At 59.4% G+C, this 26,301-nt stretch carries 23 protein-coding genes and 1 pseudogene; 9 read left to right on the top strand and 15 right to left on the bottom strand.

Features of this window, described 5'->3' with window-relative positions:
• Nucleotides 1–51: 51 nt before the first annotated feature.
• Nucleotides 52–963: an alpha/beta fold hydrolase gene (locus CHB97_RS02090; RefSeq protein WP_160105481.1), complete on the top strand. Its 912-nt coding sequence runs from the start codon at nucleotides 52–54 to the stop codon at nucleotides 961–963.
• Here CHB97_RS02090 and CHB97_RS02085 read toward each other — a convergent pair.
• Nucleotides 960–1,859, bottom strand: coding sequence for a hypothetical protein (locus tag CHB97_RS02085; protein WP_089286268.1), 900 nt, complete (start codon nucleotides 1,857–1,859; stop codon nucleotides 960–962). The two genes, CHB97_RS02090 and CHB97_RS02085, sit on opposite strands and share 4 nt — an antisense overlap.
• Nucleotides 1,860–2,098: 239 nt before the next feature.
• Between CHB97_RS02085 and CHB97_RS02080 the strand changes: the two genes are divergently transcribed.
• Entirely contained in the window at nucleotides 2,099–3,160 is a 1,062-nt protein-coding gene (locus CHB97_RS02080; RefSeq protein ID WP_089286267.1) for a DUF1838 family protein, read from the top strand.
• 267 nt (nucleotides 3,161–3,427) lie between these two features.
• On the opposite strand, the gene CHB97_RS25755 is transcribed toward CHB97_RS02080, so the two are convergent.
• From CHB97_RS25755 to CHB97_RS02070, 4 genes are all read right to left on the bottom strand, one after another.
• On the bottom strand, nucleotides 3,428–3,880 hold the full coding sequence (locus tag CHB97_RS25755) for a hypothetical protein (RefSeq protein WP_143270670.1): 453 nt from the start codon (nucleotides 3,878–3,880) through the stop codon (nucleotides 3,428–3,430).
• A gap of 200 nt (nucleotides 3,881–4,080) precedes the next feature.
• A complete protein-coding gene (locus CHB97_RS02075; protein WP_244559347.1) occupies nucleotides 4,081–6,198 on the bottom strand; it encodes a peptidase domain-containing ABC transporter in 2,118 nt (705 codons plus the stop codon).
• A 975-nt stretch (nucleotides 6,199–7,173) separates the two neighbouring features.
• Nucleotides 7,174–7,914 carry a hypothetical protein gene (locus CHB97_RS25750; protein WP_143270669.1) on the bottom strand — a complete coding sequence of 247 codons (741 nt, stop codon included), beginning with the start codon at nucleotides 7,912–7,914 and terminating at the stop codon, nucleotides 7,174–7,176.
• A 664-nt stretch (nucleotides 7,915–8,578) separates the two neighbouring features.
• Nucleotides 8,579–9,724 carry an HlyD family secretion protein gene (locus tag CHB97_RS02070; protein ID WP_160105479.1) on the bottom strand — a complete coding sequence of 382 codons (1,146 nt, stop codon included), beginning with the start codon at nucleotides 9,722–9,724 and terminating at the stop codon, nucleotides 8,579–8,581.
• Between the two features lie 320 nt (nucleotides 9,725–10,044).
• Here CHB97_RS02070 and lepA point away from each other — a divergent pair, with 320 nt between their 5' ends.
• Nucleotides 10,045–11,847, top strand: a complete 1,803-nt coding sequence (gene lepA, locus CHB97_RS02065) for a translation elongation factor 4 (protein ID WP_089286265.1) — start codon at nucleotides 10,045–10,047, stop codon at nucleotides 11,845–11,847.
• A gap of 17 nt (nucleotides 11,848–11,864) precedes the next feature.
• Here the strand turns inward: lepA and CHB97_RS25740 are convergent, their stop codons facing one another.
• A complete protein-coding gene (locus tag CHB97_RS25740) occupies nucleotides 11,865–12,275 on the bottom strand; it encodes a hypothetical protein (protein ID WP_143270668.1) in 411 nt (136 codons plus the stop codon).
• Between the two features lie 54 nt (nucleotides 12,276–12,329).
• Here CHB97_RS25740 and CHB97_RS02055 point away from each other — a divergent pair, with 54 nt between their 5' ends.
• Nucleotides 12,330–13,187, top strand: a complete 858-nt coding sequence (locus tag CHB97_RS02055) for a hypothetical protein (protein ID WP_089286263.1) — start codon at nucleotides 12,330–12,332, stop codon at nucleotides 13,185–13,187.
• Between the two features lie 142 nt (nucleotides 13,188–13,329).
• A complete protein-coding gene (locus CHB97_RS02050) occupies nucleotides 13,330–15,843 on the top strand; it encodes an esterase-like activity of phytase family protein (protein ID WP_089286262.1) in 2,514 nt (837 codons plus the stop codon).
• Between the two features lie 44 nt (nucleotides 15,844–15,887).
• On the opposite strand, the gene gcvA is transcribed toward CHB97_RS02050, so the two are convergent.
• Nucleotides 15,888–16,847, bottom strand: coding sequence for a transcriptional regulator GcvA (gene gcvA, locus CHB97_RS02045; RefSeq protein ID WP_089286261.1), 960 nt, complete (start codon nucleotides 16,845–16,847; stop codon nucleotides 15,888–15,890).
• 126 nt (nucleotides 16,848–16,973) lie between these two features.
• Here gcvA and CHB97_RS02040 point away from each other — a divergent pair, with 126 nt between their 5' ends.
• The gene (locus tag CHB97_RS02040) at nucleotides 16,974–17,174 is read left to right on the top strand and encodes a hypothetical protein (protein WP_089367384.1); all 201 of its coding nucleotides are present in this window, start codon (nucleotides 16,974–16,976) and stop codon (nucleotides 17,172–17,174) included.
• A 7-nt stretch (nucleotides 17,175–17,181) separates the two neighbouring features.
• Here the strand turns inward: CHB97_RS02040 and CHB97_RS02035 are convergent, their stop codons facing one another.
• From CHB97_RS02035 to CHB97_RS27070, 4 genes and pseudogenes are all read right to left on the bottom strand, one after another.
• Nucleotides 17,182–17,997, bottom strand: a complete 816-nt coding sequence (locus tag CHB97_RS02035) for a hypothetical protein (RefSeq protein WP_089286259.1) — start codon at nucleotides 17,995–17,997, stop codon at nucleotides 17,182–17,184.
• A gap of 332 nt (nucleotides 17,998–18,329) precedes the next feature.
• A complete protein-coding gene (locus CHB97_RS02030; RefSeq protein WP_089286258.1) occupies nucleotides 18,330–18,830 on the bottom strand; it encodes a CarD family transcriptional regulator in 501 nt (166 codons plus the stop codon).
• A 500-nt stretch (nucleotides 18,831–19,330) separates the two neighbouring features.
• Complete coding sequence (gene fdxA / locus CHB97_RS02025) at nucleotides 19,331–19,663, bottom strand: ferredoxin FdxA (RefSeq protein ID WP_089286257.1); 333 nt, start codon at nucleotides 19,661–19,663, stop codon at nucleotides 19,331–19,333.
• Nucleotides 19,664–19,827: 164 nt separating this feature from the next.
• Nucleotides 19,828–19,971: pseudogene (locus tag CHB97_RS27070) on the bottom strand (TerB family tellurite resistance protein); the annotation flags it as partial.
• Nucleotides 19,972–20,048: 77 nt separating this feature from the next.
• Between CHB97_RS27070 and CHB97_RS02015 the strand changes: the two are divergent.
• A complete protein-coding gene (locus CHB97_RS02015; RefSeq protein ID WP_089286256.1) occupies nucleotides 20,049–20,654 on the top strand; it encodes a DUF938 domain-containing protein in 606 nt (201 codons plus the stop codon).
• Between the two features lie 16 nt (nucleotides 20,655–20,670).
• Here CHB97_RS02015 and CHB97_RS02010 read toward each other — a convergent pair whose 3' ends face one another.
• From CHB97_RS02010 to hflK, 3 genes are read right to left on the bottom strand one after another with little or no spacing between them, the layout of a single operon-like run.
• Nucleotides 20,671–20,856: a DUF2065 domain-containing protein gene (locus CHB97_RS02010; RefSeq protein WP_089286255.1), complete on the bottom strand. Its 186-nt coding sequence runs from the start codon at nucleotides 20,854–20,856 to the stop codon at nucleotides 20,671–20,673.
• A gap of 57 nt (nucleotides 20,857–20,913) precedes the next feature.
• Nucleotides 20,914–21,798, bottom strand: coding sequence for a protease modulator HflC (hflC, locus tag CHB97_RS02005; protein WP_089286254.1), 885 nt, complete (start codon nucleotides 21,796–21,798; stop codon nucleotides 20,914–20,916).
• 13 nt (nucleotides 21,799–21,811) lie between these two features.
• Entirely contained in the window at nucleotides 21,812–22,993 is a 1,182-nt protein-coding gene (gene hflK / locus CHB97_RS02000; protein ID WP_089286253.1) for an FtsH protease activity modulator HflK, read from the bottom strand.
• Between the two features lie 175 nt (nucleotides 22,994–23,168).
• On the opposite strand from hflK, the gene apbC reads away from it, so the two are divergent.
• Together apbC and CHB97_RS01990 are read left to right on the top strand one after the other, a co-directional pair.
• Entirely contained in the window at nucleotides 23,169–24,335 is a 1,167-nt protein-coding gene (gene apbC, locus CHB97_RS01995; protein WP_089286252.1) for an iron-sulfur cluster carrier protein ApbC, read from the top strand.
• A 363-nt stretch (nucleotides 24,336–24,698) separates the two neighbouring features.
• Nucleotides 24,699–24,995 carry a hypothetical protein gene (locus tag CHB97_RS01990; RefSeq protein ID WP_089286251.1) on the top strand — a complete coding sequence of 99 codons (297 nt, stop codon included), beginning with the start codon at nucleotides 24,699–24,701 and terminating at the stop codon, nucleotides 24,993–24,995.
• 121 nt (nucleotides 24,996–25,116) lie between these two features.
• Here CHB97_RS01990 and CHB97_RS01985 read toward each other — a convergent pair whose 3' ends face one another.
• Nucleotides 25,117–26,283: a cystathionine gamma-synthase gene (locus CHB97_RS01985; protein WP_089286250.1), complete on the bottom strand. Its 1,167-nt coding sequence runs from the start codon at nucleotides 26,281–26,283 to the stop codon at nucleotides 25,117–25,119.
• Between the last annotated feature and the right edge of the window lie 18 nt (nucleotides 26,284–26,301).

Below are 26,301 nucleotides of genomic sequence, written 5' to 3'. Positions count from 1 at the left end.
CCTGCAACAAACAATGATCTATAGATAGATCAATAGATGTGGAGGCGGGATATGGTACCGGTCAGGCGCGCCTATGTGGATGGTCCCCACGGGCAAATGCATCTGCGGCTGGCCCGTCCCGCGGAAGGAGCTGACAAGTCAAAGCCCCCTCTGCTCTGCATCCATATGAGCCCGATGAGCGGGCGGGTCTTCGAGAACCTGCTGGCCCGCATGGGCAGCGACAGGCTGACTATCGCCTTTGATACGCCGGGTTTCGGCCTGTCGGACGCGCCGGCGGAACCGCCCGCCATCGGGGATTATGCCGCCGCCCTGCTGGCTGGGCTGACAGCCCTGGGCATAACGGGGCCGGTTGACCTGCTGGGCTATCACACCGGGTCGATGATCGCGGTGGAGATCGCCAATCAGGCGCCCGACCGGGTGCGCCGGCTGGTCACCGTCGCCGCCCCCATCATCACCGATGAAGAACGCGCCCAGTTCCGCGCCTTCTATCACGAACGGCCGGCCCAGGCGGATGGCAGCCATATTCTGGATCGCTGGCAGGGCTTCTATTACCACCATAACCGCCCTGGCGTGGATGTGGAGGAAATCTCCGAACGCTTCCCCGATGCGCTGCTGGGTGGGCGCAAGGCGGCCTGGGGGCATCAGGCCGCCTTTGCCTATGATATGGCCGGCCGTTTACCGGGGGTGAAACAGCCGCTGCTGGTGCTGGTCACCGGGGATGACCTGGATGTGCAGAGCCGGCGGGCGGCGGGCATCGCCCCACAGAGCCGGTTGCTGGAGGTACCCGGCTGGGGCCATGGCTTCCTGGACCTTTATGCCGATGATGCCGCCAGCCTGCTGCGCGCCTATCTGGATGCCGGGGATGACGCCCCGCTGGCGGGCCTCACCGCCCCGGCATCGGCCCTGGGGCCGCGTTACCCGGAGAAGGTGGGGGCTTTCCGGCCGCGCAGCGCTGAGGCTTAAGGCTTCTCGATCGCCTCTCGCATGTGGCGGACGACATCGCGACGTTGTGACCAGATCGTTCGATCCTCCTGCGCGGCATACAGCCCGCGCAGCATCGTCTTGTCCCATTCCGTCATCACGGTTGGCATCACAGCAGGATCACCGCTGAACAGGTTGAGAATGGTCGGTATGCCTGCTGCGACATCCCCATCGAACTGGCCCAGCGCCAGCATGGCCATATGGTCGGCGACCGCCTCCACCCCGCGCCCCTGAACCTGGCGGGGATCGAGAATCATCAGCACACGCAGCATCTCCGACCGTACCGGGATGACGATGCGGGACGCGAAGACGGAGCTGAAAACCGGCGTCACACGGCCCCCCTCCCCCGCCATCTCTGGCGATAATCCCACGGAACTGGTGGTCACCGTGCGGTACCAGACACGGATAGCCCCCCCGGCATCGCGGGGTTTCGCCAGAATCCGCCGAAACTCCCCCGTCAGGTCGGGGCGATAGATAGTGGGGTACCGCTGGATCAAGCCCTCAATCAAACCATCCGGGTCATCGGTAGCGAAGATGGCAATATTGGGCTTGCAGCCCGGACGGGGGGGTGGCAGTTCCGCCGGGCCCGTGGCAGCCGCTTGCAGCCTGTGCTGAACCAGGGCCGCCTGTGCCGGCGGCAGGCCCAGAACGACCGTGCAAACCGGGCGGTACCAGCGGGCCAGCTGCTTGGCCCCCTTTGTCGGCAGGGCTTCGCGGACAAAATCGTCAATCTGGGCGGGTGAGGGATGCCAGGCCTGCACGACCACCTCATCCTCCATCTCCAACCCGGCGGGCGGAGCCGGCTCCGCCGCCAAGGACAAGGATGCGCGCAGAGCCGTCAGCAATAAAATGCCGCCGCACATCAGAGAGAAGCGCATGACCGAGCCCCCGGATCAAAAGGAGAATATCAGGACAGTTTAATATTTTAAAACAATACACCCGATTTGGCCGCGGTACGAGACAGTTTTGCAACCGTTTTGTGCCCCATCCGGTGGCGCCGTCTGGTGGACAGCGGTCGCCGATCCCCCTGCCCGCATCCGCCAAAGCCCGCATTGTCCATGGTGAAGGGCTGGTGCCTCAGCCTTTCCGATAATGACAAGCAGGACAGGGGTGCAGGATGTTCCATGAAGCGATCATGCGGTCACTGACGCGGCGGTCCATTTTCGGCGGCATGGCCGGCATGGGGGCCATGGCAGCGGCCCCCGGTTTTGCCGCCACGCCCCAGCCGGCCAAGGGGAATATCCGCCCGCTGGATATTACCGACCCGCGGGAGAACCTGTACGGGTTCGGCAAGATGTGGGGCACGCTGGGGCCGAAATCGGTGCTGTCGGGCTATCAGGGTGTGCAATATGCCATCGTTGGCGACAAACGCGCCGTGCCCCTGTTCGGCTATTGCGGCTTCGGCAATAACCGCAACATCATGCAGCCCGATGGCTCGCTGAAGGTGCTGGGCAAGGAATGCGGTTTCTTCACCGATCTGGCGACGGGGGAGATCATCGACCATTGGGACAATCCCTGGACCGGGGAGCGGGTGGAGGTGTTCCCCTTCGTCAATGACCGCTGGCGCGGCTCGCTGAGCCTGGAACAGAAGGTCTTCAAGGTCGGCGACAGCGAAACCGTTAATAATGACCATAGCACCCAGGGGGGCAGCAAGTCCCAGAAGGGCAAACCCTTCCTGCTGCCTTGGCAGCGTATCGGCGACCAGTATCTGCTGAGCTGGGATTACGCGCATGAATATACCAACCCGGTGACGCCGGAGGGCTGGCCCAAGGCTTCCACCGGGCGGCGCGTCAACCCATCCGAACATTTCACCCTGTTCACACCGACGGGGGAGATTGACGACCGCTCCCTGGAAAGCGCCCGCTTCCATGCCGGTTTCATGCGCCAGGCCCCCTGGTGGCCCTGGATGCGCATGGGCCAGAGCGGGGTGCAGGGCGTGCTGATGGGCCGGATGCACAGCTACAAGATCACCGGCACGGTGGAGGATATTCCGAAGGCCGTGCTGAAGCGTGTGGAACGCGCCCACCCCCACCTGCTGGAACAGCCGACCGACGGCCCCGACGAAGGCGTGCGCGGCACCCTGGAAGCCTATGCGGAGGATGTGCCGCCGGAAGTACCAGGCTATGTCTCCCCGCTGGCGGAAAAGCGCCGGGCGATGCTGAAGGGGGAGGGGAAGTAGGGATTACGGCGCAGCGGCTGACACCGGCCGCTGCGCCTCCGCCCGGCTTCTTTCATTCAGGGCAAAATCTTTTCCGAAAAAATATCCAAGATACATTGATGCCACAAATAAAAATCCCAATAATATGCTGACGTACAATTTCCGATTATCTCACTTAATTTTAATTTGATCCATTTTTTCCTCCAATTCACCTGAAAAACAAAAGAGACGCTGAGGAATGCATTGGTCGGGGCGGCCACCTGCGACCAATGCACCTCACGACCAATATCACCCCGTGCGGCCTTTATAGATCAGGTTATAATTTCGCCAGGACAAAACAAAAATCAACAACAAGAAAGAAAACAAAAATAATATAAATAATCTAAAAACAGAAGAATCAGAGCTTCTGAATAATGTCACTACCCCTAAAGAAATAAAAATGAAAACAGATCCTCCATAGGCCAAAAGGATTTTTGGGACTGGCCGCACTTGAATTGGGAAAGTTAGTGGAACTTGTCGAGTGCGCAGTACGATAATGGCCATGTTTACATTGGTGACAGCTAGATAGAAAAATGAAAACAGCACATCAAGATTTTCTTCCTCCAAAAACTCAATGTTGATATCCATGAAAAAAGTAGAAACCGCACCCAATAGATTTAACAAACAAAAAACAGTGTATTTATCCCAACCATCTTCACGGCTGGGATAAATTTTATCCACTTTAGTCGATATGTAGGGCATGTTATAGAAAATAAATCCTCATTATTATATCGGAAAATAATCATAATTCTTACCATCGAGATGATTGTCAAAATAACCGCAAACACCATGATGTTACTTTTTGTCCCGTCATCTCGCACAAAATAGGAAATGCCGGTTAAACGATAAGGAAAGTCGAGCAGGTTCTTGTACTGGTCGTCTGCCCAATTCCAGCCCTCCCCCTATTCTGCTGCGATCCCACCGGACGGGACCACTGGCGCCACCGTCACAGGCCGCTGTACCGGCAGCAAACGGCCCCCGACCAAAGCCAGCACCCGCCCCGCCGCTGCGATGGTTTCCGGGCGGTGGGCGATGGTGATGCGGGTGATGCCCAGTTGGGCGATGTGGTGGTTCACCTCCCGCTCCTTCTCCACATCCAGATGGCTGGTGCCTTCATCCATGAACAGGATGCGCGGGCGGCGGTACAGCGCGCGGGCCAACAGCACCCGCTGGCGTTGCCCGCCGGAAAGCGCCGCCCCCATATCACCCACCAGCGTATTGTAATTCATCGGCATGGCCATGATATCGGCATCAATCCCAGCAATGGCGGCGCATTGGCGCATCAGCGGCAGGTCGGGGGCGGGGTCGAAAAAGGTGATATTCTCCGCCAAGGAGCCGGAGAGCAGTTGATCATCCTGCATCACCACCCCCATCTGGGCGCGCAGCGCGGTGGGGCCGATATGGTCCGCCGGCACCCCATCGAAACAGATTTCCCCCGCCGCCGGCGGGAACAGCCCCAGCATCACCTTCAGCAAGGTGGTCTTGCCGCCGCCAGAGGCGCCGGTGATGGCGATGAATTCCCCCGGCGCCACATCCAGATCAATGCCGCACAGCACATCCGGTTCCGTTTCGGCATAGCGATAGGTGATGCCGCGCAGGCTGATCCCGCCTTGCAGCACATGCGGGATCAAGGGTTCCGGCCCACCCTCCAGCCCCTTTTCCCGCGGTGACAGGGCGATATCGGCAATGCGGTCCAGATGCAGATCCAGCATCCGGTACTGGATGGCGGTTTCCAGCAGCTTGGTCGCCTTGTCCAGGAACTGGCCCTTATAGCTCATGAAGGCATAGAGCATCCCGACGGTGATCTGGTTTTCCATCGCCAGCGTGGCGCCGATATAGATGGTGACAATATTTTCCAGCCCATAGATCAGGCCGTTGGCGCTGCTGAAATTCAGGTTCAACTGGCCCAGCCCCAGTGTGCGCATGATGGTATCGGCATAGCGATTCTGCCACAGCTCCTCCCTGGCGCTTTCCTGGCCGAAGACCTTGATGGTCTGGATGGCGCGCGCACTTTCGATGAAGCTGGATTGTTCCTTGGCGCTGGCGGCAATCACCTCCTCCTCCCGCTGGCGCAGCAGATGGAAGGAGACGAGGCGCAGCACGACATAAAGCGCCAGCGCCACCAGCACGATAATGGCCAACTTCACCGAATAGAAGAAGATCATCACCAGGGTGATGATGGCCATCACCCCATCCACCAGGGCCGCCACCAGGCCATTGGTGATCAGGTCGCGGATGGGCTTGGTGGAGCCGAAGCGGCTGACCAGATCGCCGATATGGCGTTTTTCAAACCAGCCCAATGGCAGGCGCAGCAGATGGTGGAACAGGTTTGTCACCATCTGATGGTTGACCAGACCGCCCAGCACCAGCAGCACCCGCCCGCGCAGCCATTCCGCCACCAGCTTGATCAGGATGAACAGGCCAAAGCCGATGGCCAGCGCCCAGAGCAACTCCTCATCCCCCTTCACCACCGCCTCATCCACGGCGATCTGCATATAGAAGGGGCTGGCCACGACGAAAAGCTGCAGCACGACAGACAGCACCAGCGCCTGGGCCAGGGCGGTTTTCATGCCGGCGATCCGGCCCCAAAGGCTGGTCAGCGGCAGGTGTGTGCGTTCCTTGCGCTTCTCAAACGCGGATGTCGGGGTCAGTTCCAGCGCCACCCCGGTGAAATGCTGCGCCAGTTCCGCCATGCCCATCCGCCGCCGGCCCTTGGCCGGGTCCAGAATGGTGACCTTGTCGCCCTGCACGGCGGCGAGAACCACGAAATGATTCATGTCCCAATGCAGGATGCAGGGCAGCTTCAGTTCCTTCACCTGCGCCGGCTCCAGCCGCAGCCCCCGCCCGCTGAGCCCCATTTTCTGGGCCATCAGCACAATGCTCTTCATCGTCGTCCCTTTCAGGGAGACGGAGAAGCGGCGGCGCAGGGCGGGCAGGTCGATCTCATGGCCATGGTGGCTGGCCACCATGGCGAGACAGGCGAGACCGCATTCGGAGGCTTCGGATTGGAAGATGATCACTTTGTTCTCAATCAAGTTACTATTACAACATAAAATTTAACATTTTATTTCAACTTTCTTTTATAAATCTTGAAATAGTTAATAGCCATCATGATTAAAATAGACAATAAAATTGTTAATAAAAATAACATAAAGTATACAATATGTCCATGCAGCAAGAAAATAAGGGAAATTAATGAAATTATCATGGAAATAAAAAATACACATATTGATAACAATACAACGTAACTTACTTTTATTATATCGATTTTGCAGTATATTGAGATTTTGTTAAAATTATAATAAAGGTAAAACATATGAATATTAATATAAAATAAATAAAAAGCAGACAGAAAGTCTCCAAGCTCATCACTAAAATAAGTAGAATTTTCACATGAAATATATATTATTGAAATAATAGAAACAACCCCAAACAAAATAGAAAACCAGAAATATTTAATATCCTTCACGGCAACAGCAGGTATGAATGACAAAGAATTTACTCTAAACTCCGGATAAACAAGAGAAAAGTAAGTTTCTTTATTGTATTTAAAACAAATCATAACAATCTCCACATAAAATAAATTAAAATTTCGGGTGCTTACATTATCATTAAATATATGGCAGTTTTAAACCATCAATAATTCAATATAAAATATAAGCACCCTATAAATCGCGTTGGATAAATAGAAAAATCCAAGCGATCATGAAAAATTATTAATAAGCACCACCTCCACCAGCATTCTCATCATACCCTGCAACCGCTAGATAGGCAACCATATCAGCAGCAGATGCTGCAAAGAGAACTGGCGCCGCCGCCGCAAAAACCCCCGAAGCGGTAGCTCCGACTCCAAGGACACCCTCCGCTACGTAGACCTCGATAAGCAGATGACGCAACTCACAACCAATACACCACCAATAAGATATAATTCAACAATAACATCTCCTTCTTGATTTTCCGCCAAAACGAAAATTGGAAAAATAATATTTATTTTACTATTTCGTTAATGTAGCGACAGGAATTGGATCAGACTCACTGGGAACCGGAAACCACATATAGACTATCCCAGGAATTTTCCATTTTTCTCTAAGAACTTTTGGCGCGTGACTCCAAAGTCTATTTTTTTTTGTTTCTTCAGTTATATCTGTACCTGAAGGTATGTCTCGAATTAATTTTGGATTTATATTTACTTTTTGAAAAAATTTATCCTCGGCCTCTCTTTCCTTAATTCTTATTTCTATCACATCAGGCGTAGAAAGGGCTGGATCTACTGCTCCGCCGTGCCATGCAACAAAAGAATTTTGCAATACCACTTTTCTTTTTGCGGCTAAAAATGCGTAGTTAGCGCAACCAGAAAGGCAAAATTCACTAACAACAACTGTTATATCCTTATTTAAAAGATGATTTCCAACATCAACAGAAGAGAGTAGGTCACCTCCACCGCTCTTAAAAACAACGTACATGCCATTATCTACTTGAATAGAGGAGAATTTTTGCGAAAACTCTTTATTTATAGAACCATAAGCACATATTATATTTCCAACCTTTACAATATCATTCTTATCTAATAAAGTTTTTTTACAAAAATTTGCGGATTCCAGCGAATTTTGATATATCACATTCATATTTTCCTCTTCAGATTTGGAATTGTGAGGAAAAACAAAAATAAACAAAATATAAATAAAGAGGCAAGAAATGAACTTGCCTAAGTTTTTAGGGTAAAAATAAGTATACAATCCACGTTCTCCATTACGATGTTACTTCATCGTCATTTTAAACTATGACTTTTTAGTTACAAACAACTGTCACAGTTGAGAGATCTGGGCCGATTGACCAGCTTTTTATACCATTAGGACAAGATACTTCTGTACCACCGCTCGGACCGGTTGATGTCGAAGCCGCACCTCCTGAAGACCCCTCACCACCAGAAACAAATGATAAATCTTCATAATTAAGTTGCTGTATCTGCATCATGTCTCTCCTCTTATCGCTCGTTGCAAACAACTTCAATGGTTTGCCCACCTGCTCCAACTATAATGCTGGAAACACCATTAGGGCAGCTGACCGTTGTCGTCTTTCCATCACTACTGGACGTAATCGTCGCACCACCATTACCTCCATCACCGCCGCAAACGTACGCCATGTCATCTTCCTGCAATAAAATCATTCCATTAACTCCTTTTCTCGCTTCCTTTTCTATATCTCAAGAAAAGTTTGTGTTCGAAGTACGATTGATCCGCTCGGAAACGGCCTAAATGGGCTATAGAGGCCGGTTGTCGTATGAAAAACTCTGGAGGACCCAATAGCCACAGTCTCCGATACCTGATCATGTACTTTAGCTAAAGTCCCCATTCAAAAAATCCCGTCATTTCACAAAAAATTAAATCTAGGTGTTAATAATTATATATTATTATTCCATTTAATTACATTTTTAAATAAAAAATGTAATAATGTAACATGATCCAAAATTACAAATGAATTAAAAGTCATGTCGGGTAAAAACTGAACTCTATATAATTTATTTTCCCCAAAATCTGTTCTTACTAAAACTCTATAACTTGGTTCTGTTAGAGTTATGGAACCATTAGCCTCCTGCGGCATCAACATCACCTGCGACACGCTTTCCACCGTCCCGCCGAATGTGCCAAAATGCTGATAGGGAAAGGCGTCATACATCAACCTGACCTGCTGCCCCGGCTTGACGAACCCGATGGCCCGGCTGGGCACATAGAGTTCGGCCTGCAGCTCGCTTCCATCCTTCAACAGAGCAAGCACCGGCTTTGCCGGGTCCAGGCGCTGGCCCACGCCGGCCTGCAAGGACATCACCCGCCCCGCCATGCTGGCATGGATAACCCGGCCCCGCTGGGCGTCCGTTTCCGCCAACCGCTGGCGCAATTCCGCCTGACTGGCCGACAGGCGGGAGAGCCGGTCGGCGCTATCCAGCGGTGCCCGTTCCCGTTCAATCCGGGCCTGGGCCAGCTCCGCCGCCAGGGCGGTGATATTCTGTTCGATGGCGGCAAGGTTCTGACGCTGGCTCAACCAAGCCTCCTCCCGCGCGCGATATTCCGCCTCGGAGACATAGCCCTTGCCGCGTAGTTCCGACAGTGACTTCAACCGTTCTTCTGTCACCGCCGCCCGCTGCACCTGAAACTGGCGCTGCATGTCCAGGCTGACGCGCTGTTGCGCCAACCCTGCCACGCGGCTGTCCAGCCGCTCCATCTCCGACCGCACCCGTTGCGATTCAGCGGCGATCTGTTCATCCAACAGGGCCAGTTGCCGGCGCAAACCCGCCGCCACCGCCTCATCCAGGGTGCCGCCGCCGGCCAGGGCGTGGCTGGTATCCAGGGTGAACAGGGGATCCCCCTCCTTCACCACATCGCCATTCTTCACATAAAGATGCGTCAGGATACCGGGCTGCGGGGCCGCCACCCTGGCCATCCCCTCCCGCGGGGCGAGATAGCCGGAGACCCGTTCCTTGCGGGCATAGGTGGCAATGTTGGCATAGACCAGCGCCACCGCCACTGACACCGCAATGAAACCCGTCACCGGCGCCCAACCCCGGTTGTTCAACCCGAGGGGGATTGATTGCACCTGACCCGACAAAGCGGGAATGGATCTGAATTCCACAGCCATCCGAACCCACCCCCGGAGACCGACCCTGTTTGTTTTCTCCCTTTACGATATATCCAAAAAAACTGCAGTCAACATATAAAATCTCGTTATACGTGCATCTCCCCGTATGCAGCCCTTATCCCCCAACCCGCCGCACAGCACCCCTGCCCGGCATCGCGCACGGCAATCATTGCCATCCGCCCCCATCCCCCCTATCTTCCCCGCCAACCCTGTATGCTGGCCTGTACGAGTCCATGACCGACCTGTCGAAAATCCGCAATTTCTCCATCATCGCCCATATCGACCATGGCAAGTCGACGCTGGCCGACCGGCTGATTGAATTCTGCGGCGCTATTGAAGCGCGCGACATGAAGGCCCAGCTGCTCGACAATATGGATATCGAGCGGGAGCGCGGCATCACCATCAAGGCGCAGACCGTGCGCCTGGAATATAAGGCCAAGGATGGCGAGACCTATCAGTTGAACCTGATGGACACGCCGGGCCATGTCGACTTCGCCTATGAGGTCAGCCGGTCGCTGGCCGCCTGCGAAGGCTCCCTGCTGGTGGTTGACGCCTCCCAGGGTGTGGAGGCGCAGACCCTGGCCAATGTCTATCAGGCATTGGACGCCAATCACGAAATCGTGCCCGTTCTCAACAAGGTCGATCTGCCCGCCGCCGATGTGCCGCGCGTGAAGACGCAGATTGAAGATGTGATCGGCCTGGATGCGTCTGACGCGGTGGAGATTTCGGCCAAGACCGGCCTGAATATCGAAGGCGTGCTGGAAGCGATCGTCACCCGCCTGCCCCCGCCCAAGGGCGACCGCGACGCGCCGTTGCAGGCGCTGATCGTGGATAGCTGGTACGATGCCTATCTTGGCGTCATCATCCTGGTCCGCGTGGTGAATGGTGAATTGAAGCTGGGCCAGAAGGTGCGCTTCATGGCCACCGGTGCCACCCGCGAACTGGACCGCGTGGGTATCTTCACGCCGAAAAAGATCGCCCTGGAAAAGTTGGGTCCAGGGGAGATGGGCTTTATCACCGCCGCCATCAAGGATATCCGCGACACCAAGGTGGGTGACACCATCACGGAGGAGCGCCGGCTGGCGCCCACCGCATTGGCCGGCTTCAAGCCCTCCATCCCCGTGGTGTTCTGCGGCCTGTTCCCCGCCGATGCGGCGGAGTTCGAACATCTGCGCGACAGCCTGGGCAAGCTGGCCCTGAACGATGCCAGCTTCCAGTATGAAACCGAAAGCTCCGCCGCGTTGGGCTTCGGCTTCCGCTGCGGCTTCCTGGGCCTGCTGCACCTGGAAATCATCCAGGAACGGCTGGAGCGGGAGTTCGACCTGGACCTGATCACCACCGCGCCCTCGGTGGTGTACAAGATGCACATGACCAATGGCGAAGTGATTGAAATGCACAATCCGGCCGACATGCCGGATGTGGTGCGGATCGATCATATCGAGGAGCCCTGGATCAAGGCCACCATCATGCTGCCCGATGAATATCTGGGCGGTGTGCTGCAGCTCTGCACCGAACGGCGCGGTGTGCAGAAGGATCTGACCTATGTCGGCGGCCGGGCGATGATCGTCTATGAATTGCCGCTGAACGAAGTGGTGTTCGATTTCTACGACCGGCTGAAGAGCATCAGCCGTGGCTATGCCAGCTTCGACTATCAGCTGGAAGAATACCGCGAAGGCGATCTGGTCAAGATGTCCATCCTGGTCAATGCCGAGCCGGTGGACGCCCTGTCGATGATCGTTCACCGCAGCCAGGCGGAATATCGCGGTCGGCAGCTGTGCGAGCGGTTGAAGGAGCTGATCCCCCGCCACCTGTTCAAGATCCCCATCCAGGCCGCCATCGGCGGCAAGGTTGTGGCGCGCGAGACCATCGCCGCCATGCGCAAGGATGTGCTGGCCAAGTGCTATGGCGGCGATATCAGCCGCAAGCGCAAGCTGCTGGACAAGCAGAAGGAAGGCAAGAAGCGGATGCGCCAGTTCGGCGAGGTGGAAATTCCGCAGAGCGCCTTCATCGCTGCCTTGAAGATGGGCGATAATTGATGGTTTGACCGCCGGGTTCAGGGCGGGAAATGGAATGGGGGGCGGCACACAGCATACGTGCCGCCCCCTTTTTCATGCCCGACAGCAAAGCAGAGAATCTGAATTTCCAATTCAGAAATAATGACCAATTTAGAACCAATTATACACTGAACCCAGCACCCATAACCGTGACCCTTGGGGCACAGGCGTTGCAGCAAAATCCCAATCAGGCATCCGCAACCGTTTGCGACGCGGGCCGGATGGCGCGCAAGCGCGGCCTGTAACGCCGCCACCCCCACTACCGCGACAAAGGGAAAGCTTTGCGGTGAAATCAGCTTGACCGATGAAAGAAAGCGAACGACCCTGTTCCTGCCATGGGGATGCCGCAATGCGCCGGCACCTTCCACCTCACCCGGAAAACCGGGAAAGGGGATGGATTTGGCCAGCACCGGGCGATCCTTTCGCAAGTGCCGCATGATCGATGATGGAGGCAGGGCAGAGCGATGAAGATACCAATCAAAGCCATTGTCCTGCTGCCGCTTTTCCTGACCATGCCGGCCGCGACCGCAGAGGAAACCAAGCCCGAACCCAAACCGTCTGATGTTTTCCTGGTGCGCTTCAACCAGATCGAAGCGCCCAGCAGCGTTTACCAGAGCCCGGATGCCGCTGCCCTGGGTTATCCCGCTGCCCTGGCCGACGCCCCGACAACGGAAAAGCCGGAAGATGCCCGCAAGGCCATGGCCGCCACGCTCGGCCAATGGGCTGGCAAGGTCTATGAAGGCATCATGGCCAAGATCACCGGCGACCGGCCTTCGGTGAACAGCCCCAGCCCGATCCAGCTGGCCGCCGACCCGCGTGCCTATCAGGCAGCCGGGCTGAAGGCCGACGCCCAGCTTTCCGCCATGGGGCTGAATTCCAAGCTGGGTATGCGGTTGGGCACGGAGGAAATCCGCCAGACCATCCGGTTCAGCCGCGATTGCGGGGTGGATGTGCTGCCCAACAGCGTATCGGGCGATGTGGCCGGGGGCTTTGGCAACGTCAAGGGCACCGTTCAGGGCAGCTGGGGCAGCGCCTGCGCCACCGGACAGACCGGCTGGCGCCTGACGGCCGGCGTAGCCGATCTGGGGCACCAGCCCTATTCCACGCTGGGCATGGAATATCGGCCGATGGCTGGCAGTCTGATCGCCAATATGACCGGCATTTCCGCCATGAAGGCGCAATTGGCCGGCACCGGCGGCAGTGTCGGGCTGGAGGCGCCGGTCCCGATGATCCGCGTCGCCAATATGCGGCTGAATGCCGAAGTAAAATGGCACGAGGAACAGGGGACGGCCCTGAAATTCTCCACCAAGCTGCGGTTCTGAGACCTGGCGGTGCCGGGGAATATTTATCGCAGGTGCGGTAAAATCAGCATTTGAAATAAATGCTTCACATCAACTGCAACAGAAATATCATATCCAACTGATATGAGCCCCTGAACTTTAAACATAAAGTTGGGGGCCCATCATGAAGATTTCCATCCGCAGCGCGCTGCTGGCCAGCGCGCTGTCTGTCGTTACGCTGCCTGCCTTCGCCCAGTCTGCCAGCACCGTCACGCTGAATGGCACCAGTTTCACGAACCAGGGGCTGCAAGGCGTGGGGCGCCTTTCCGCTGCCCTGCGGGACAAGTACGGGGAAACGTTCGGGTCCGTATCGGCCATGCAGATTGACCTGCATAGCTGGCAGCGCAATGCCGATGGTTCCTATTCCGGCACGCTCTATACCCTGCCCGACCGTGGCTATAACGTGGCTTCCACCACGAATTACATACCGCGCTATAATGTGCTGTCGCTCAGCTTCAACCCCTATAGCGGCACAGCCAGCCTGCCCGCCGGCGCCGCGCAGCAGAACCAGATCGGCCTGACCCTGAAGGATACGGTGCAGTTCACCGACGACAAGGGCACCCCCTTCAGCGGGCTCGACCCGGCCTCCACGGGCAGCGGCCTGACCTATCGCCCCGCCGCCAACGGAATGCCCAACCTGCCGCTGACCGGCACCGGCCGTCTGGCGCTGGACCCGGAAGGGTTCGTGCGCGTGTCGGATGGCAGCATCTGGGTCAGCGATGAATATGGCCCCTATATTTATCACTTCACCGGCGACGGCAAACTGATCTCTGCCATCGCGCCACCCAACAGCTTGCTGCCTCTGCGCAATGGCGCGCCGAATTTCGGGGCGGCGGAATCTACCCCCGCCAACCCGTCGCGCGGCCGCCAGAACAACCAGGGTCTGGAAGGGCTGTCCATGTCACCGGATGGCAAGACGCTGTGGGTGGCCCTGCAATCGGCCGCCGTGCAGGATCTGGATATCAACAGCACCAACAGCACCCGCCGCAACACCCGCCTGCTGGCCTATGATGTTTCCAACAGCACCAGCCCGGTGCTGAAGGGCGAGTATGTCATTCAGTTGCCGATGTACAATAATAACGGCAACCCCAACGGGGCCCTGAACCGCGTGGCGGCCCAGTCGGAACTGCTGGCGCTGAACAATACCCAGTTCCTGCTGCTGTCCCGCGATGGCAATGGCTATGGCAGCGGGGCCACGCCCAACAGCAGCCCGACCAGCTTCTATCGCCGCATCGACCTGCTGGACATCACTGGCGCCTCCAACATCGCCGGCACCGCCTATGACAATGGCACCTCCATCGCGCCCAAAGGCGTGCTGGTCGCCGATATCAAGCCGGTGCAGTTTGCCAGCTTTGTGGATATCAACGACGCCACCCAACTGGCCAAGTTCGGGCTGGTCAATGGCGCCACCAACAATGTGAATTGCCGCACCCAGTGCCTGTCGGAAAAATGGGAGGCGCTGGCCCTGGTGCCGGCCCTGGATGCCGCCCGGCTGGATGATTTCTTCCTGTTCGTCGGCAACGATAATGACTTCGTTACCCAGAACGGCTTCCAGGTCGGCCAGCCCTACAAGGATGCTTCCGGCGTTGAAAATGACACCACACTGCTGGCCTATCGCCTGACCCTGCCCACCTATGTCGATCCGCTGGCCAGCGAAAGCCAGGCCCTGACCGGCCCTGCCATCGGGCAGGCGCTGGGGGAAACGGCGCTGGCCGCCAATGATGCCGCCACCAGCGATCTGACCGGCCGCACCCAGGCCATCCGGGCCGGTCTGGCCAAGCGGGCGGAGGGCAGTTTCGAACTGTCCGCCGGTGGCAACTGGTCGGTCTTTGCCCGTGATGATGGCGATGCCAAGCGGCTGTCCAAGCCGGAAAGCTGGTCCAGCGGCATTGCCGGTGATTATGCCGTTTCCGACACGCTGCGCGTCGGTCTGGCCGTCAATTATGCCCATAGCGATGGCAAGTTCGGCAATCTGGGCGGGGGCAAGGCCACCGTCTGGGCGGTCGGCCCCTATGCCAGCCTGGCGCTGCCGGGTGGGTTCTATGCCGATGCCAGCTATCATTACAGCGACCTGTCGCTGGATGATATCAGCCGCAACACCTTCGCCTATAACCTGCGCGCCACCGGCGAAACGGAGGGCAAGGGCCATCATGTCGGAGTGGAGTTCGGCTCCGTCGAGACGGCCGGCAGCCTGCGGTATGGCCCGATTGTCAGCTTCAACTATAACCGGGTGGAGCTGGATGCCTGGAACGAAACCGGCGCCCTGCACCTGAACCTGGATCATCCCAAGCTGGCCGAACAGCAATTGCTGTTCAATGTCGGCGGCCAGATTTCCACCAGCCTGGATATGGGCGGCGGGCGCCTGATCGTGCCGGAACTGCGGGTCAGCTATCAGGAAGACCTGATCCGGGACGAAGGCCAGACCTACACCACCGTGCTGTCGAACCGGCGCAACAGCCCGCTGGGCCGTGATACTGCCATTCTGCCCGATCCGCAGAATAACGGGCTGCGGGTTGGTCTCGGCCTGTCCGTGGCGGTGGCGGACAAGGCCGCTCTCTACGTCTCCGGCAACACGCTGTTCAACGTGGATGACAAGCCGGACTATTCGCTGGGTGCCGGCCTGCGCGTCGGCTTCTGATGCGGGGCACCCTTGGGAGGGGACTTTCCCCCTCCCAAGGGCTGTCAGCCGGCCTGTGGCGCGCGCGCCAACGGCAAGGGCCCCAGCGGCAGGCCACACTGCCCGGCACAGGCATTAATTTCAGAGAATATCCAATCGCGGAAGGCCCGGATCTTCGGCTCATCCGCGCGGCGTTCCGAACAGGCCAGCCAATAGAACCGGTCCGTCCGGTACATGATGTCGGGGAACGGCAGCACCAGACGGCCGGCCGCAATATCCGCCCCGAACAGGGCCGGACAGACCAGGGCTACGCCCTGCCCCATGGCGGCGGCCTGTGCCGTCACCCCATGCACATCGAATTGCGGGCCGCCCGGCAGCTTGTCCACCTTCACCCCGGCCAGGGCGAACCATTGCCGCCACCAGAGGATATCTTCCGGATGCTGGCAATCCAGCAAAGGCAGGCGCAGCAGATCGGCCGGTTCCCGCACACCGCCCGCCCGCTCCAGCATCTGCGGGCTGACGGCGGGGGTCAGGGTGAAATCCATCAGCCATTCGGCCCGCACGCCCGGCCAGCGGCCAGAGCCGGCGCGGATGGCAATATCGAATTCCGTTTCCAGATCGCCCACCCGCACCGAACTATCCAGCCGCACGGCCAGATCCGGCCGCAGCAACTGGAAATGGCCCAGGCGCGGCACCAGCCATTGGGTGGCAAAGGTGAACATGCAGGTCACCGCCAGCACCTTGTTTTCCGTCGCCTCCGTCAGGCGGGCCACGGTGCTGCGGATACGGTCAAACGCATCATCCACCGCCGCCTGCAGCTCCAGCCCCGCCGGTGTCAGTTCCAGCCGGCGGGTCAGGCGGCGGAACAGCTCCCGCCCGATATGCTCCTCCAACTGGCGGACCTGATAGCTGATGGCCGCCTGCGTCACCGCCAGCTCATCCGCCGCTTTGGTGAAGGAGAGATAGCGCGCGGCGGACGCAAAGGCGCGCAGGGCGTTCAAGGGCGGCAGGCGGTGGTCGGACATCAAGCCCCCATGGATCAAAACAGCTTTTGTATGATCACCAGATTACTCGTTTGTCAGCCGGGCTGACCAGCCCCAAACTGGCATCAACAAGCCAACCTATCCTTACCTGCTTTCCAAGGAAATATCATGATGACCAAGGACATCTTGGGCATAGTGCCCCCCTGCGCCCTGCCCGATCATCCCTTGTCGGGCTGCCGCGCCGCTGGCGCGCCCCTTCCACCGCTGATGGTGGCCCTGGCCCGTACCCTGGGGGAATTGCTGGGGGGTGAGACCTATCGCCATGGCCTCTCCCCCCATCTGCGGCGGGATGTCGGCCTGCCGGATTGACAGGCCGTCAGGCCTCCGTCATCTCCAGCAAGGCACCATCCGGGGCGAAGCAGCCACAGACCAGCCGGCCACCGAAACCCGCACCGCCATCCAGGCTGGCGGTGAAATCCGTCAGGTGCGGCCCTTGCCCATGGGTGGGGTCATAGCCGCGCACGATTCGGCGCACGCTGCCATAGGGCTGGTCGATGCGGGGGAAACTGTTGCCCCCCCCCCAGAAAATATCCGCCTGCATATGCAAAGGCTTGGCCGTATCCAGCCCGGCATTGACGAACAGCATGTCCGTAGGCTGGCCCTGCGCATCGGAGGTGTAGGCCGCGCGGCGCAGGGCGCTGAACAGGGCGCCGTGGCCCGGCGCATTGCGCATGGCGGCACGCAGATCATTGGTCCAGCGGGCCAGGCTGACGGCGCCATCGCGGGCGGCGGCAATGCCATAGGCGGCCGTGCCACCATAGGCGGCCAGCGTCGCCTCCACCCCCTGCCCGATCATCCAATTCAGTACATCCAGCGGGTTGGGCGCGAACTGAAGCTGCAGCAGTTTCTGCCACATTTCCTCCTGCCCACCGCGCAGATAGACGATATCGCTGGCCAGCACGCTGGGCTTGGCCATCACATGGCGGCGGAAATAGAGCAGCTCATCCAGGGTTTCCCGCACCAGCGCACCCCGGCCCACCATATTGCCCAGATAGACCAGCCGGTCGCCCGCCTGAAAGCGGGCGCCAATATCCTCATGCAACGCCGCCAGCCGGCCGGCATCGCCATGGATGGCGCCGACCGCCCAGATGCGGCGCGGTCGGCCAAGCAGGGCGAATTTCTGGTCAGACATCCGGGAAGGATCACTCTCCATCGGGAAGGGTGGCCAGAGTGTAAAGCCCCGACCGTCACAAAAAAAGAGTCTCCCACACCAGCGGGGCTCTTTCCCACTAAATATCCCGTCCAGGGTCGCTTAGAGCGGATCGCGGAAAAGCGGAATCGCTTTGGAGCGTGAATCCGCTCGCTTAACAAGGACTTAGAGCCGGGTGCGTTTCCGTTTAAACGCACCCGGCTCTAGTGTAGGACATATAGTGGGTCCGCCCCAGCAAGGTGCTGGATCAATGAAAAAGGGCGCCCCCAAAGGGGACGCCCTTTTTCCTGACCGCACCTACCGGGAAGCGGTGATCAGGCGGCCTTGCTCAACACAGCTTCCAGCTTTTCCGTGGCCTTGCGCTCGTCGATCTTTTCCACGACCGCCAATTCACGGGCCAGACGCTCCAGTGCGGCATGATAAATCTGCCGCTCGCTATAGGACTGGTCGGACTGATCTTCGCCACGATAGAGATCGCGCACCACTTCCGCGATGGAAACCGGGTCGCCGGAATTGATCTTCGCTTCATATTCCTGGGCGCGGCGGCTCCACATGATGCGCTTGATCTTGCTGGGGCCCTGCAGGGTTTCCATCGCCGCCTTGATCCGGTCCTTGGAGGACAGGCGACGCAGACCGGACGCCTTGGCCTTCGCCACCGGAACCTTCAGCGTCATCCGTTCCTTTTCGAACTGGATGGCGTAGAGCGTGACACTCATCTCGCCGATGCTGTGGGTTTCGATCCCGATGATCTGACCCACCCCATGGGCAGGATAGACAACGTGATCACCAGTGGTGAAGTCTAGGCTCTGGGACATTCTCGGTTGACTCTCTATCTTCCGCACGGACGCGCGCGCCACGGGAACAAAACTCAACACGCAAAAAAGACGACACATCCGACCGCGCGAACGGGTGGATTGCATCAGTCACTTCTGCTCAGGCGAAACCGGACGGCAGCACATAAAGGCCCATCAAGGGCGGCGCGCCGTTCCTCGCGTCTGACAATATAGCCGATGTTACGGAAGCATGACAGGGGCTACTGTCCCTGTTCGGCATAAGTTCCGCGCAAAGCGGGTTATGTCGGTCATGCAGGCTTCGCATGGGGCAGACAAGTCCCCTTGCGGAAAGGCCCCCACAAGGGGGGCCATGGTCGCAAGCGTTTGTTCGTCTTTACACCAGTGGCACGAAATCATGACCGCTGGTCAAGTTTTCATGCCCCTCAATCGCCGGCGTCGCCATCCGGCGACTTAGGCGCGCGGCACGTGCCGCGCGGCGGCAGTCGCCGCCGTACCATCGGTCAAAAACTTGATCGATGGTATTACTTGCCCGGATTGGGGCTGAAATATTTGGCGAACTTGTCCGGTACACCCTTCCAGTCGTCGGCATCGGCCGGCGCGGTCTTCTTACGGGTGATGTTGGGCCATTTCTGGGCATAGTCGCGGTTCATGCCCAGCCACTTTTCTGCCGAGGGTTCGGTATCGGGGATGATGGCCTCCGCCGGGCATTCCGGCTCGCACACGCCGCAGTCGATACATTCGTCGGGATGGATGACCAGCGTGTTCTCCCCCTCGTAGAAGCAATCCACGGGGCAGACTTCGACGCAATCCATGAACTTGCACTTGATGCACAGTTCGGTGACGACATACGGCATAACAGGCACTCTCCATCGTCGGTGGCGGCGACAGCCCTGAAGCCCTTGGCTCGCCCGCCCCATAGTCCCCACAAATTCCGAGCCCGCGCGGCCGGTCGGCACCGACAGGTCGGGGCTGCTGTCCCGGCCTGTTCCGTTAAACCCGACACGAGGTGCAGCGCGCCATCTACACAGACGACATGCCACAGCATCTCAATTATCGCCACACGTTCGTTATAATCCAACGCGTCATTCAGCCGTGACGTGGCGGCATACCACTGCCATGACCTGTGCGACGGATTCTCAACCGCAATGGGCTTGTTGATCATTACCAGACATGGGTATGCGTTGCGCAGCCGGCAAGCCACACTTGGCAGCGCCCCTGCCATGGCCTAATTTGTACCGCATGACTGACGATGCCCGCCGCCACGCCCCCGCCACCCAACGCAACCGTGAACCGATCCTGGCCGTGCTGCGCCAGGAACTGCCCGCCAGCGGCGGGTGCCTGCTGGAAGTGGCCAGCGGCAGCGGGGAACATGCCGTGTTCATGGCCCCCCGATTGCCGGGCTGGTCCTGGCAGACCAGCGACGCCGACCCGGCTGCCCGTGCCAGCATCCAGGCCTGGGCCGCTGCTGAGGGGCTGGACCTGCCCCCGCCGCTGGCCATTGATGCGCAAAACGATACCTCCTGGCCCACCGGGTCGTTCCAGGCCCTGCTCTGCGTTAACATGATCCATATCGCCCCCTGGCAGGCCAGCATCGGGCTGTTCACGGCGGCTGGGCGGCTTTTGCCGGCGGGGGCGCCGCTGATCCTTTATGGCCCTTATAAGCGCGATGGCCGGCACACGGCTGACAGCAATGCCGCCTTCGATGCAGATCTGCGGGCGCGTGACCCGCGCTGGGGCGTGCGCGATCTGGGGGATGTGGCGGCGCTGGCCGCCACGCATGGCTTCGGGGCCCCTGTTGTGCATGAGATGCCGGCCAACAACCTGACCGTCATCTTCCGCAAATGATGCCTCATCCGGGGGCTCACCCCCGGATCAAGGCCACGGCCGCCACACCGATACAGGCCGCCAGCAACCCGTAACGCCGCAAGGCCGCGGCCGGCATCTGGCTGGCCTTTTGCGCCATGTCCTGCATGGCACCCGGTGCTATGGCGTAAAGCAAACCCTCGATGACGAAAACCAGCGCCAGGGCGGTCAGAAAGTCATTCACGATTTAAACCGGTTCCGAAATGAACCAGGGGAGGCAAGCAGCCTCCCCTGACAACCCTTAGCGCTTCTGGCCGCCCGCAGCACCGGAGGCGCTGTTGAAGTAGCGGAAGAACTCGCTGTCCGGCGACAGCACCAGGGAGGTGTTATCGCCCTTCAACGCTGCCTTATAGGCATCCAGGGAACGATAAAAGGCATAGAAGTCCGGGTTCTTGGAAGCCGATTCGGCCAGGATGCGGATGGCCTGGTTATCGCCTTCACCGCGCAGAACCTGGCTGTCACGCTGGGCTTCAGCCAGGATCACCGTCCGCTCACGCTCCGCGCGTGACCGGATCTGCTGGGCCTGTTCGTTACCCTGGGCGCGGGCCTCCCGCGCCTCACGATCACGTTCCGACCGCATACGGTCATAGACGGCCTGGCTGGTGGCTTCCGGCAGATCGGCGCGGCGGATGCGGACATCGACAATTTCGACACCGAAACGACGCGCTTCCTGGTTCACCTGCTCCTTGATATCAGTCATCACCTTCTGGCGTTCGCTGGACAGCACGGCCAGCAGGGTGACATTGCCCAGCACACGGCGCAGGGCGGAATTCACCACATTGGCCAAGCGCTGTTCAACCACCAGTTCGGACCCGGCGGACTGATAGAATTGCAGCGGATCGGTGATGCGATAGCGGGCAAACGCGTCCACCTCCAGCCGCTTCTGATCGGCCAGGATCACCTGTTCGACCGGCGGATCGACATCCAGCACGCGGGCATCAACCATCACGACATTCTGCACCATGGGAATCTTGGCGTGCAGGCCCGGTTCCTTGATGGTGCGCTTCCATTCACCGAACTGCAGCACCAGCGCCTGCTGGGTCTGGTTGACGGTGAACAGCGAGGCCGAAGCGACGATGGCGATGGCCGCGGCGGCCACGCCAAGGGCGATCAGTTTACGGCTCATTCTCCGGCCCTCCTTACTGGCGCGGCGCCGGGGCGGCAGCGCCCGGCGTCTGTTCGCGCAACTGGCGCGTCAGCTCGTTCAGCGGCAGATACGGCACAACACCACCAGCACCGCCGCGCCCCTGATCAAGGATGATCTTGTTGCTGCCACCCAGCACTTCCTGCATGGTTTCCAGATACATGCGCCGCGCCGTCACCTCCGGCGCCTTGGCATAGGCGTCCAGCACCTGGGCGAAGCGCTGGGCATCACCCTGGGCCAGATTGACCACCTGCTCCCGATAGGCCGACGCCTGCTGAATCAACTGTTCCGCCTCACCACGGGCGCGGGGAATGATGTCGTTGCGATAGGCTTCCGCCTCATTCCGCAGGCGTTCACGATCCTGACGGGCACGCTGCACATCGTTGAACGCATCCACCACCGGGGCCGGCGGGTCCACTTTCTGAAGCTGAACCTGGGTCACTTCGATACCGGATTGATATTCGTCCAGCATCGCCTGTAACAGGGCCTTGGTCGATTGTTCGGTATTCTGCCGCGCCTCGGTCAGGGCAGGCTGAATATCGGTGCGGCCGATCACCTCCCGCATGGCGCTTTCGGCAGCCTTCTTCACCGTCTGTTCCGGATCGCGGATCTTGAACAGGTAATTGCCCGCGTCCTTGATGACCCAGAGCACGGTGAAATCGATATCGATGATATTCTCATCGCCCGTCAGCATCAGGCTTTCATCAGGCACATCGCCCCCGGCACGCCGGCCATCGCCGGCGGAGCGGTAGCCAATCTCCATCCGGTTGACGCGGGTGACCTTGGGCGTCACCGCCGTTTCAATCGGCGCCGGCAGGTGATAGCGCAGACCCGGCTGTTCGGTGCGGACATATTGGCCGAATCGCAGCACCACACCCTGTTCATCCGATTCCACCCGGTAGATACCGGACAGGCCCCAGAGCACGCCCAGCACCGCCAGACCCAGCGCGATACCGCGCCCGCCGCCCAGACCGCCGGGCGCCATATTCTTGAAGCGTTCCTGCCCCTTGCGCAGCAGGTCTTCCAGGTCCGGCCCGCCGGGCGGCTGTCCGCCACCCCCGCCATTGCCACCCGGCGGACGGCCCCACGGGTTGTTCCCGTTGCCGCCGCCACCGGGCGGCGATCCCCAGGGCCCACCGCCGCCGCCTTGACCACCGCCTTGATTGTTCCAGGGCATATTCGTCGACCCTTTGGTAATTTAAGTTACAAACTGCCAGCGCGCATCCCGGACCTGCGGTACCGGGGTGCTTTCCCTGGGCCTGTTGCCACCGTATATATCCCGGCGTCCGCAGAAAAGGCTAATTGGCCCTGGGGTCATAGCGAATATTGGGAAGCGAGTGGGGTTTTCAACCATGGCCACCGTCAATGAGGCGCAAGTTCTTGATGCTTTGGGCAAAGTCGCCGACCCGGACCGGGGGTCCGACATCGTCACGCTGGGGATGATCTCCGGTCTGGTGGTGAAAGGCGGCAATGTCGGCTTCTCCATCGAGGTGGACCCCAAGCGCGGCCCGGCGCTGGAACCGCTGCGCCAGGCGGCCGAACGCGCCGTGGATGCGCTGCCCGGTGTCACCTCCGTCACCGCCGTGCTGACGGCCCATCGCCCCGCCCCCACGCTGGGCGGCGCCAAGGCCCCGGGCGGCGGGCATGACCATGCCGGCCATGGCCACAGCCATGGCAGCCCCGCCGCCCGGCCCGCGGCCGCCGCCGGCCCCACCAAGATCAATGTGCCCGGCGTGGGTGCCATCATCGCCGTCGCCTCGGGCAAGGGCGGGGTGGGCAAATCCACCACCGCCGTCAATCTGGCTTTGGCCCTGGCCGCCAATGGCCAGCGTGTCGGGCTGCTGGATGCCGATATTTACGGCCCTTCCCTGCCCCGCATGATGGGCATTTCCGGCAAGCCAGAGAGCCCGGATGGCAAGATGTTGACGCCGATGCAGAATTACGGCGTCAAGGTCATGTCCATGGGCTTCCTGGTGGCCGAGGATACGCCGATGATCTGGCGCGGCCCCATGGTGATGGGCGCCATCCAGCAGATGCTGCGCGATGTGGATTGGGGCCAGTTGGATGTGCTGGTGGTGGATATGCCGCCCGGCACCGGCGATGCGCAATTGACCATGGCACAGAATGTACCGCTGGCCGGGGCCGTCATCGTCTCCACCCCACAGGATATCGCCCTGCTGGATGCCCGCAAGGGCCTGAACATGTTCCGCCGGGTGGATGTGCCCGTGCTGGGCATCGTGGAGAACATGTCCTATTTCTGCTGCCCCAATTGCGGCCATCGCAGCCATATTTTCAGCCATGGCGGGGCCCGTGACGAGGCGGAAAAGCTGGGTGTGGATTTCTTAGGGGAGATGCCGCTGGATATCGTGATCCGGGAGACCAGCGACAACGGCACCCCCATTGTCCATGCCAAGCCGGACAGCGACCATGCCCGGCTCTACCGCGCCATGGCCCTGCGGGTGTGGGAGAAGATCAAGGCCGGCAACCGCCGGACGGGGCCGAAGATCGTCATCGACTGATCCCAATCTCCCTTGATCGTAACCGATCCAGGGAGATTTTGTGTTCCCTCAAGTGCCGGGCGGGCGCATCCGCGCCCTTGGCTCACGCCGCACGTGCGGCGGGCCGGCGGTCGCCGGCCTCCAACCCGCCGAAAGGTCAACCTTTCGGCGGGTTGGTATTACGTCGCCTTTTTTGCGAACGCCCGCGTGGATTTCCCTCCGCGCGGGCGTTTTTCTTTCCTGTCGCGGTTTCGCCTTTCCCTCATACGCTATGACGGATTGCTGCACTGCGTATGATGCAATGGATTTTTCCTTTCCCGAATAGATCGGGTTTGATACGTTTCGTGCGTTCTCCAGTGGGGAGCGGACAGGATGTATCAAGGCATGTATCACGACGAACCGATCAAAGTTGCATATGCGTTTCAGGACGGCGCCCATTCCTTCCGGGTGGCTGACCCTCGTACCGGTGAAATCCAGGTCGTCCATGGCGTACCGGAAGTCGCTTACGAGCAGGTAACGCGTACGCTGACGGATCGGGTTGCCGCGAAGCTGGGTGCCTATGCGCAGGCCCGTCCGCAGCTGGCGTTCAAGGAATTCTGGACATGGCTGCAGATGAACCCCATCGCCGCCATGCCGAACAGCCCTTGCCATGTCGAGTTCGCTTGGGAAGTCCGACCCTGAACCCGGTATGGTAAGTCGCCATGTAGGCGGTATGTGTATGGATTGCTGAACAACTGGCACCCGGCCTTAAAACCGGGTGCCATTTTTTATTGTTCGGCGGATAAAAGGGCGGACGCGCCCATTATACCCCCAGCGCCTGTTCCAGATCGGCGATCAGGTCGGCGATATCCTCCACCCCCACCGACAGGCGGACCAGCCCATCATCAATGCCCAGAGCGGCCCGCTGGTCGGCCGGCACGCTGGCATGGGTCATGATGGCAGGGTGTTCGATCAGGCTTTCCACCCCGCCCAGGCTTTCCGCCAAGCTGAACAGGCGGGTGCGTTCCAGCATCTGGCGGGCGGCATCCAGCCCGCCCTTCAGATGAATGGTCACCATACCGCCGCCGGCCCGCATCTGCCGGCGGGCCAGTTCATATTGCGGGTGGGAAGGCAGGTAAGGATAGCGCACCCGCGCCACGGCCGGATGCTGTTCCAGCCATTGCGCCACGGCCAGCGCGTTCTGGCTGTGGCGTTCCATGCGCAAGGACAGGGTTTTCAGGCTGCGCATCACCAGAAAACTGTCGAATGGCCCCTGGATGGCCCCCACGGCATTCTGCAGAAAACCCAGCCGGTCGGCCAGATCGCCGGCATCGCGCACCACGGCGATGCCGCCCACCATGTCGGAATGGCCGTTGAGATACTTGGTGGCCGAATGCAGCACGATGTCGAAACCCAATTCCAGCGGCCGCTGAATCCAGGGGCTGGCGAAGGTGTTATCGGCCACGGCGATCAGCCCATGCCGGCGGGCCAGCGTTGCCAGCGCCTCCAGATCGGCCAGTTTCAACAAGGGGTTGGTGGGGGTCTCCACCCACAGCATCTTTGTGTCGGGGCGGATGGCCACCTCCACCGCCGCCAGATCGGCCAGATCGACGGCGGTGACGGACAGGTTGGCCGTGCGCCCGCGCACCCGGTTCAACAGCCGGTAGGTGCCGCCATAAAGATCGTCAGAGGTGATGACATGGCTGCCGGCATCCAGCAGTTCCAGCACCGTCGCCTCTGCCGCCAGCCCGGACGCGAAGGCATAACCGCGATGGCCCGATTCCAGATCGGCCAGGCAGGTTTCATACGCCATGCGGGTGGGGTTCTGGCTGCGGGCATATTCATAGCCCTTATGCACGCCGGGGCTTTGCTGCACAAAGGTACTGGTGGCGTAGATCGGCACCATGATCGCCCCCGTACTCGGGTCCGGCGCCTGCCCGGCATGGATAGCACGGGTGGCAAAGCCCTGGCGGTTGGTACGGTCGGTCATCGGCTGAACTCCCTTTAT

It is taken from the genome of Azospirillum sp. RU38E, assembly GCF_900188385.1.
GTDB lineage: Bacteria > Pseudomonadota > Alphaproteobacteria > Azospirillales > Azospirillaceae > Niveispirillum.
Note: the sequence above shows the minus strand (reverse complement) of the source record. Positions and strands in the feature narration are given on the sequence as shown.